This is a genomic window from Leptospira alstonii serovar Sichuan str. 79601, from assembly GCF_000347175.1.
Classification (GTDB): Bacteria; Spirochaetota; Leptospiria; order Leptospirales; family Leptospiraceae; genus Leptospira; species Leptospira alstonii.
This window is the reverse complement of the sequence record NZ_ANIK01000019.1, coordinates 1-7,409: the sequence shown is the minus strand read 5'-3', so window position 1 is coordinate 7,409 and position 7,409 is coordinate 1. Positions and strand designations below refer to the sequence as shown.

The 7,409-nt window shown below is 41.4% G+C and carries 6 protein-coding genes and 1 pseudogene; 3 read left to right on the top strand and 4 right to left on the bottom strand.

The genetic code is table 11. The annotated features are described in order from the left end of the window. The first annotated feature begins 316 nt into the window (after positions 1 to 316). Complete coding sequence (gene srp / locus LEP1GSC194_RS04920; protein WP_020772577.1) at positions 317 to 1,042, top strand: sigma factor SigX-regulated lipoprotein; 726 nt, start codon at positions 317 to 319, stop codon at positions 1,040 to 1,042. 377 nt (positions 1,043 to 1,419) lie between these two features. On the opposite strand, the gene LEP1GSC194_RS04915 is transcribed toward srp, so the two are convergent. Next, entirely contained in the window at positions 1,420 to 1,836 is a 417-nt protein-coding gene (locus tag LEP1GSC194_RS04915) for a globin (protein WP_017807647.1), read from the bottom strand. Positions 1,837 to 2,214: 378 nt separating this feature from the next. Between LEP1GSC194_RS04915 and LEP1GSC194_RS04910 the strand changes: the two genes are divergently transcribed. After that, positions 2,215 to 3,351, top strand: coding sequence for a nitrilase-related carbon-nitrogen hydrolase (locus LEP1GSC194_RS04910; RefSeq protein WP_036041443.1), 1,137 nt, complete (start codon positions 2,215 to 2,217; stop codon positions 3,349 to 3,351). Positions 3,352 to 3,402: 51 nt separating this feature from the next. Next, a complete protein-coding gene (locus LEP1GSC194_RS04905; RefSeq protein ID WP_020772578.1) occupies positions 3,403 to 3,924 on the top strand; it encodes a hypothetical protein in 522 nt (173 codons plus the stop codon). A 444-nt stretch (positions 3,925 to 4,368) separates the two neighbouring features. Here the strand turns inward: LEP1GSC194_RS04905 and LEP1GSC194_RS04895 are convergent, their stop codons facing one another. The 3 genes and pseudogenes from LEP1GSC194_RS04895 to LEP1GSC194_RS21120 all read right to left on the bottom strand — a co-directional run. Further along, positions 4,369 to 5,361, bottom strand: a complete 993-nt coding sequence (locus LEP1GSC194_RS04895; RefSeq protein ID WP_020772579.1) for an alpha/beta hydrolase — start codon at positions 5,359 to 5,361, stop codon at positions 4,369 to 4,371. Positions 5,362 to 6,754: 1,393 nt separating this feature from the next. After that, positions 6,755 to 6,877: pseudogene (locus LEP1GSC194_RS22890) on the bottom strand (RHS repeat domain-containing protein); the annotation flags it as partial. A 140-nt stretch (positions 6,878 to 7,017) separates the two neighbouring features. Next, the coding region (locus LEP1GSC194_RS21120) for an ISL3 family transposase (RefSeq protein ID WP_020772574.1) at positions 7,018 to 7,409 on the bottom strand (392 nt) is incomplete at its 5' end.

Here is a 7,409-nt window from a genome sequence, read left to right as displayed (position 1 = left end):
TTCACCGTTCGTTTAAAAACGTGGGAGCGTATTAGGGGTCAGTGGATAGAAATCAGATGTCAGGGTTAAAATTTTTCCGTTTTATCCATTATGGCACGTATGAGATCCGGGTTTCACCGTTCGTTTACAATTAGGGATCAGTGGGTAGGGATCAGGGATCAGGGATCAGGGGTTAGGGTTAAAATTTTTCCGTTTTTGGGAAAAGCTCTAAAATACGTTTAAATCCCGAATTTAAGTCTCATTTTTTGATTTTTTTGTGGCACAAAAAAAAGGCGAGGGGCGTTGGCATAGTTGAACCAATTTGGAGGATTCAACTATGTTTCAAAAAAAAATAGCTGTGGTGTTGTTCTTAACGTTGCTTTTTTCGAACTGCGACGGCAAAAAAGACGACGATTCTATCAACAATGCGCTTCTCCTGGCGGCGCTTCAGCCTAAAGATCCGGGTGTTTCCGGAGTATATGCCGCTTTGAGCCTTCTAACCGCAAACAATAACCCCGGACAACAGGGGGCTTATTCCAGAGGGAATGTATCTCCTTTTGCGACAATCAATCAGTCTCAGGATTGCGCTTTGGGCGGAAAGATGACCTTGTCAGGTGATTACACCGACGGTCAAACGGCCAACGGATTTAGTATGCAATATACTGGCACGAAGATGACGTTTGAAAATTGTCAACAAATGGCGCCTACGATGCAGGATAGCGGAACCTCCCAGGTTACGATTCAAGGAGAAATGACCTTAGACGGGAATGCGGAAATGGTAATGGATGGGAATTTTAATCCGAATGCTCCGCTGACTGAGATGAAATACACGATGAACAGTACTCAAAGAATGCGTACAAGTTCTTACACCGTGAACGGCTTCTTATATCCGAAAATCGATCTTACTTTCACATCGAACAATGCAAAGTATACCATTGCTAATATGGACGATATAGATAAAATGACTATAACGGTCGAGGAGACCGTGGAAATTACCGGAACGATCGGTGAGGAAAAGGTAAAAGATTCACATACCTACAAATCTACAATTAAACTGAAGTGATTTTTTAGCCGCCGGGTAAACAAGGCTCGGCGGCCGAATTGAAGTCTTATTGCTCTCGCCGATGAGATTGCCGATATGGAAAATTTTCATTTTCCATATCGGCTGATGGCTGATCCAAAATTCAAATTTCTTCGAGTTGATCTTAAAATTCTTTTACAATTTGTCGCAAAACTCAAGGTCGTCGGCTCGGAAGCGTACTAGGGGTCAGTGGATAGAAATCAGATGTCAGGGTTAAAGTTTTTCCGTTTTATCCAGTATGGCACGTAAGAGATTCGGGTTTTACCGTTCGTTTACAAATAGGGGTCAGTGGATAGAAATCAGATGTCAGGGTTAAAGTTTTTCCACGAATTCACGTTCATATACGGATATCGAAAACATCAGTTTCGTTGGAGGGCTTCTTCAAAGGAACCTTGGATCATTTTGAAGACCTCTTGCCAACTTTCTTCCACCTCGTGAGAATACCAGGGTCCAAGCCATTCTTGCAAAGCAAAAAGCCAGGCTTTTTCCAGGAGGGGAATTTCTTCCGCTCGGTTGCAGATTTTGATACATTCCATTCCGAAGTTGCGAATTGCTCTTTCCAGTTGAGGGTCCTGAGGTCCGAAAAGGACGATGTTCCGCGCGGAACTTATAAAAGATTTGGCTTCTTCCAATTGAATCCGGGAAAAGACGTCTTCGTATTTTTGATTGTTCTCTTTTAGATATACAAAAAATAATTCTACGAATTTGATTCTGTCCAAATTAACGATATCAAAGGATTCGCGTAAATTCCGAACCTGCTTTTCCGAAATGCTCATTTTCACTTGTTCTCCGAAAATCCAGTGTTTTTAAAAGATATTATGTAGGATATACGATTTTGAACGATAGGCTTCTTGGGTTATAACTCGACCAATTTTATAATCTGACGCTTCGTCGTAAGTGGCTTCGAATTGCCGAAGGACTTTTTTACGGAACATGACCGGCCTACGCTTCTCCATTTTTATTCCCAAATCGAATCGATTCTATTGTTTGCAGTTATAAGTGGAACTTACGGATTTGCGGTTGGACGTATGTGCAGATATGTAAAGTCCTAACTCCTAAAATCCAACCACTCGTCATTGGAAACGTAGGAGTTCCCACAAATTTCCGGAAAAATAAGAGTTGAGTGAAACCGAGATTTTTGCAATGTAAGCCCGATGATTTTTACAAGACGTTATTGCTTGTCGTTCTTCCTTTTGATCGTTTTATGTTATGGGTTCTGGTCTTATACGGGTCGTTTCGCTTCGACGGAGCCGTCGGATTCTCGGTTGGAAAGAGTCGAAAATGTCGGAAAAGATCTAAAAAAAGGAAATCTTCTTGGGATTCAGCCTTGGATGTTTTCGAGAGATTATTCGAGTGAAAGGAATTTTTTGAATAAGATCGAATCGTATCTTAAAGAAGCGGAAAAGAACGGGTTTATAAATCCAAAAACGATCGTGGTCTTTCCGGAATACTTAGGGACTTGGCTTGTGGCGGCGGATGAAAAAACGTCCGTGACCGAGTCGGTTAAGATCGAAGACGCGATGCAAACTCTCGTTTTCAGCAATTTGGTTTTGTTCGTTTGGAATTTTTCTAAGGCTGAAGCAAAGGACTCGGTCAAGGACGCTCTCTTTCGAATGAAAGCGGAAAAGATGTTATCCATTTACTCGAACACGTTTTCGAACTTAGCGAGGAGATGGGGGATCACGATCGTCGCCGGGTCGATACTTCTTCCGGAACCTTCCATCGTTGGAGGTAAACTCCAAATCGGAAAAGGGTCCTTAAAAAACGGCTCCTATGTTTTTTTCCCGGACGGCACCGTGGCCGAAAATTCTCCCCAGAAAATTTATCCGATTGAAGATGAAAAAAACTTTGTGAAAGCGTCTTCTCCGGAGAATTTAAAAATCGTTCAAAGTCCGGCCGGTAAAATCGGGGTTTTGGTATGCGCCGATTCCTGGTATCCGGAGGTTTACGAAATATTCAAAAAGCAGAATGTAGATTTCGTCGTCGTTCCTTCCTATGTGTCTCCGAACGACGCCATGTCCGAGGTCTGGAAGGGTTATAACGGCGCATTGCCCCCGGCCGATGTTCGTTCCGAGGATGTGGGTGGGATTTCGGAAGGTGAGGCTTGGCTCAGATACGCTTTGGCAGGCAGAATTTCGAAATCGGGAGCCACTCACGGGATCAACGTTTTCTTACGAGGTTCTCTTTGGGATTTGGGTTCCGACGGAGAGATCATTTTGATCCGTCGTTCGAAGGTTCAGACCTTTCCAAAAATCTCCGGAGCGAGTATCGTAAATCTCTGGTTAGATTGATGATAAAGATTTATTTCTTGAAAACTGACGGAAAAGAATTCTTCTTGGCGCATGTCACTATTTCTTTTTGAAACCTTTTCTGATAACTTTCAATCCAAACACAAAGAAGTTACTTCCGGAAAGTGGTTCGGTTTAAATTCTTTAAATTTAGAAGGGAAACCCTTTGCCACTTTCTTTGAAGGAAACCTCGTTCTGAAACTCGGAGCGGAAAAGATCGCAGAGATCATTTCTCGTTATCCGGGTGCAAAGCTCTTCGACCCTTCCGGTAACAACAGAGCCATGAAGGACTGGCTTGAGATCCCGGCCGAATTCGAAGAAGATTGGCTTTCCTTGGCGGAAAGTTCTCTTTCCCTCGCGCAAAAAACGTTGAGTGCGGCCGCAGCTCCTGCTAAGAAAAAATCCCCCGTTAAAAAAGCGGCCAAGAAGAAAGCGCCTGCAAAGAAAAAGAGCGCTCCGAAAAAGAAGGCGGCAAAGAAAAAATCTTCCGCTAAAAAATCCAATGTGAAGCCGAAAGTTAAGGCTAAAAAGAAAGTCGTTCGGAAAAAATCTCCGGCTAAAAAAAAGAAGAGATAAGTAATAGTGGATAGGAGTCAGTGGATAGTTACATTTTCCTAATAGATGGATTGGCCTTTAACAAATGCTGATTTCCTTCTTCTGTAAAATCTTTGACTTCTATTCACTGATCCCTAAAACCTATTCACTAAAATACTGATCCCTCGAAGCGGGCGGGGATCTCTGCGGGAATTCCTTCATTTTAATGAACAGAGTCGCGCTCGAACTCAGTATTTTTCCCTATGGGTCAAAATACAGTGCTTCAGTCAAGAAATGTTATATCACTTTTATTATATTCTTTTTCTCTAATTTCAATTTCTTGACTCCGCCTCGATCGCTCACGCGGTTTTGGAACGAACTCTTAGTAAAGGATACATACGCGGCTTTTCCGAGCTGGCAATTTTTCCTTGGTTCTTTCAACGCAAGACATTTCTTGCGGTCCTTTGAACGGGAAATGTTGAAAAATTATTTTTTAGATGAAAAAACTTTTTGAATAAATCCTTCCGCTTCCTTTAAGATCAGTTCTTTGTCGCTTTTCATGTATTTGGAAAACAGAACGTGATTTCCCATTTCCACTTTTACGGCCTTGTTGAAAGGACTCGCTTTTCCATTTTCATTCACTTTTTTGAATGCGTTTAACATCGAGGCTACGGAGGCGGATGCGTCCTGTTCCTTTTCGTTTTTATAATAGTAAAACAAAAGAACGGGGGAAGAAATTTTTGAAAACGGATCCGTTCCTAAGATAAATTCTCTCAAGTCGGATAAATTCTGAACCGCTGCGAGATACTGATCCCTGTACCAAAACGCGCTGGCCGGATCACGTTTTTGTTCTTCCGTAGATTTGCGGATTTTTCCCATCACCGAATTGGCAAAATCTTTTCCCCAGGAGAACTGGTAGATGGCTCCGAGTGGACTTGTGAAATCATAAAAAGGGGAAACAAGAATCAGCGCGTGCACTTTTTCCGGATACTTTGCCGCTAAGTATGTGGAGATCAATCCTCCCATACTCGTCCCGATTAGAATCGTTTTTTTACCGAGTTTTTCGGTTTCTAAAAGTGCGGTTTCGGATTCTTGCAACATTTCTTCAAAGGTCGTGTCCCTATGGTCTTCCAAATTGGTTCCGTGTCCGGGAAGACGAACGTAGTAAAGATTTGCTTTGAGATCTTTCGAAAGTTTATCCGTGACTTCTTCTCCTTCCGCACGAGAAGCCCCGAAACCGTGGATATAAAGGATGGCGAACTCGGTTTTATCCGGAGAATATCTGACCAATTTTTCCTCATTATCGGGTCTTGCTTTTTTAGTCCGGCTGATGAGTAGTTTTTCGCGATAGTAACTGTCGAAGTCGGCATGTAAGGGGAGCGCCGTATATTCGTATTTAGGCGTTCCCGCATAAAAAGTGACGACAAGAAATAACCCGAACGCTCCTAAAAATCCTATAATCCACTTGAGAATCTTCATTGTTTTATTTTTCCTCATGACACGGATGATTAATTAAACAATTCCACTCGTTTGTATCCACCCTGCAAGAAAAAAGCGTTCGATTCAGACCCCGCATACTTACAACGATCAAGTCGAGGAAGCACACTGAGTTTCTTTCGAGACAGGTTCCGATATTTCGATCTTTTGGCGGAAATATGGAATCTCCAATTTTGACTCATTTTTTACGAACCTATTCATTTTTGAGATAGAATAAAATTATTTATTTCACAAATTTTCGGTTTTTCATTACTCATAGTTATATAATAAAATACCTGATATTTTGCATTGAAGCAGTGTTTTGCGATAAATATTAACGGTACTTGATTTTATAGAGATCAGTAATGGGAATCTCTAAAAACTTTCCTTTCGATATTTGGATAAGTGCAAAACCTCTTCTTAAGCGTTCTATATTAGAGTTGCTGAAAAATTAATTCTCCATTTGTTTCCGTTTTATTGAAATGAACGATTGAAGCAGTTTTGTTAATCGTCACTATTGAATTTTTCCACAACTCTAATATAGATTTTCAAAAAATGCGCGGGTTTAGAGGTTCTCAAACATCCTGTTATTTTTAGTTTTGCAAATGCGAGTGTTTACTAGGAACGGTCCCGAAACCTCAAAGGAAATTTGTGGGAGCGTACTAGGGGTCCGTGGATAGGAATCAGATGTCAGGGTTTTAGGAGTCAGTGAATAGAAATCAGGGTTAAAATTTTTTCGTTTTATCCATTGCGGCACGAAGTTTACCGTTCGTTTAAAAACGTGCTAGTTTCCACATTTTTGTAAACTAAAGCGGCCCGCTTCTATTGGCGCACGACGGGTTTTGGGACAAACTCTTAGTCGAACGACGCTAAATTGGCCTCCCGTTGGTTGTAAAACGTAAGCTTTGAATCCGCGGCGGGGATCCAAATGCGGTCGATGGATTTCCGGAACGATCGACCGGTAATCAATTACAAAAAACGGCTCCGAACGGGATTTATCCGATTGGGGAGGAGTGTGATTCGGTTCCATGATGGGGAATGCAGGCGCTAACTTACAAAATATTGAATACGTAGAAATTTGGAAAACGAAGAGTGAGTTCCGAAATCGACTTCAAAAACGCAGCTTAACGCGTTTTTTGTTTTCACCGCTTTGAGACCGTCTTTTCGGGAAAGGCATTCTATTTCTTCCTCTAACTTTATATCTTGAATTATCTCTAAAATTCGTTATATTCATGATTTCGTAAGCGATTTCATTTCTTTATTTCTTTGTTTTTGTTCTCGATATCGTTCCGATTTTGCGTTTTCCTCCGTTATGTTAGTTTAGTCCTCTGATATTTTAGTTTTTGCGAGGCTCAGCGTCATACGAGTAGGTCGCGACTGTGTGAGTTCCCACAGGTTCTAGTGAATAGTGATTAGGAATCAGTGGATAGGGCGGCTCCGCTTCGCGGACCGGGCTCTCGGCTCCAGTCAATAAATTGCATGCAAAAAACGTTATACAAAGTATTGCCTTCAGTCCCAATTTATTGACTACGCCTCCATCCCTTCCGCGTTGTGGGTCTATGTTCCACTGTTGTTTTTGTTGGAGCGCATTCTAGTTTTTGTGAGGCGCGGGTTGTAATCTGAATTTTACACTTTACATCTGTGGCCCTTCAGGAAAAATCATGGGTAAACGTCCAAACCGCCTAAATGAAAGAGAATAGCGACGCGGAAGAAATCGAAATTTCTGAAGCCTCTTGCATTCGATTTAATTTTCTGAATACTTGAATTAATACTTTCCGAACCAGCGTTTGTGATTCGATGAGCGAAGTAGGTAAGGATATATTTAATGTTTTTATAAAGCATCTTAGCGACTTTAATAATAGGTTTAAGTTTAGAATGAGTAGCCCAAAAATACCAACGTTTGAAAAACTTTTCCGCATTACCTTTATAGCTGTAAGACCAAAAATAACGAAAGGCTTCTTTTATCTGCCATCCTTTCCCGACTTTATACAGATTTAGTTTAAGAGAATTGAAAGCTTCCTTTTGCTTATCAGAATAATTTTCTTGGTTCG

Excerpts from the sequence above, each read along its gene's own strand:
- srp (WP_020772577.1), top strand. The coding sequence starts at position 317 with ATGTTTCAAAAAAAAATAGCTGTGGTGTTGTTCTTAACGTTGCTTTTT.
- LEP1GSC194_RS04895 (WP_020772579.1), bottom strand. The coding sequence starts at position 5,361 with ATGAAGATTCTCAAGTGGATTATAGGATTTTTAGGAGCGTTCGGGTTA.
- LEP1GSC194_RS04915 (WP_017807647.1), bottom strand. The coding sequence starts at position 1,836 with ATGAGCATTTCGGAAAAGCAGGTTCGGAATTTACGCGAATCCTTTGAT.
- LEP1GSC194_RS04910 (WP_036041443.1), top strand. The coding sequence starts at position 2,215 with ATGATTTTTACAAGACGTTATTGCTTGTCGTTCTTCCTTTTGATCGTT.
- LEP1GSC194_RS04905 (WP_020772578.1), top strand. The coding sequence starts at position 3,403 with ATGTCACTATTTCTTTTTGAAACCTTTTCTGATAACTTTCAATCCAAA.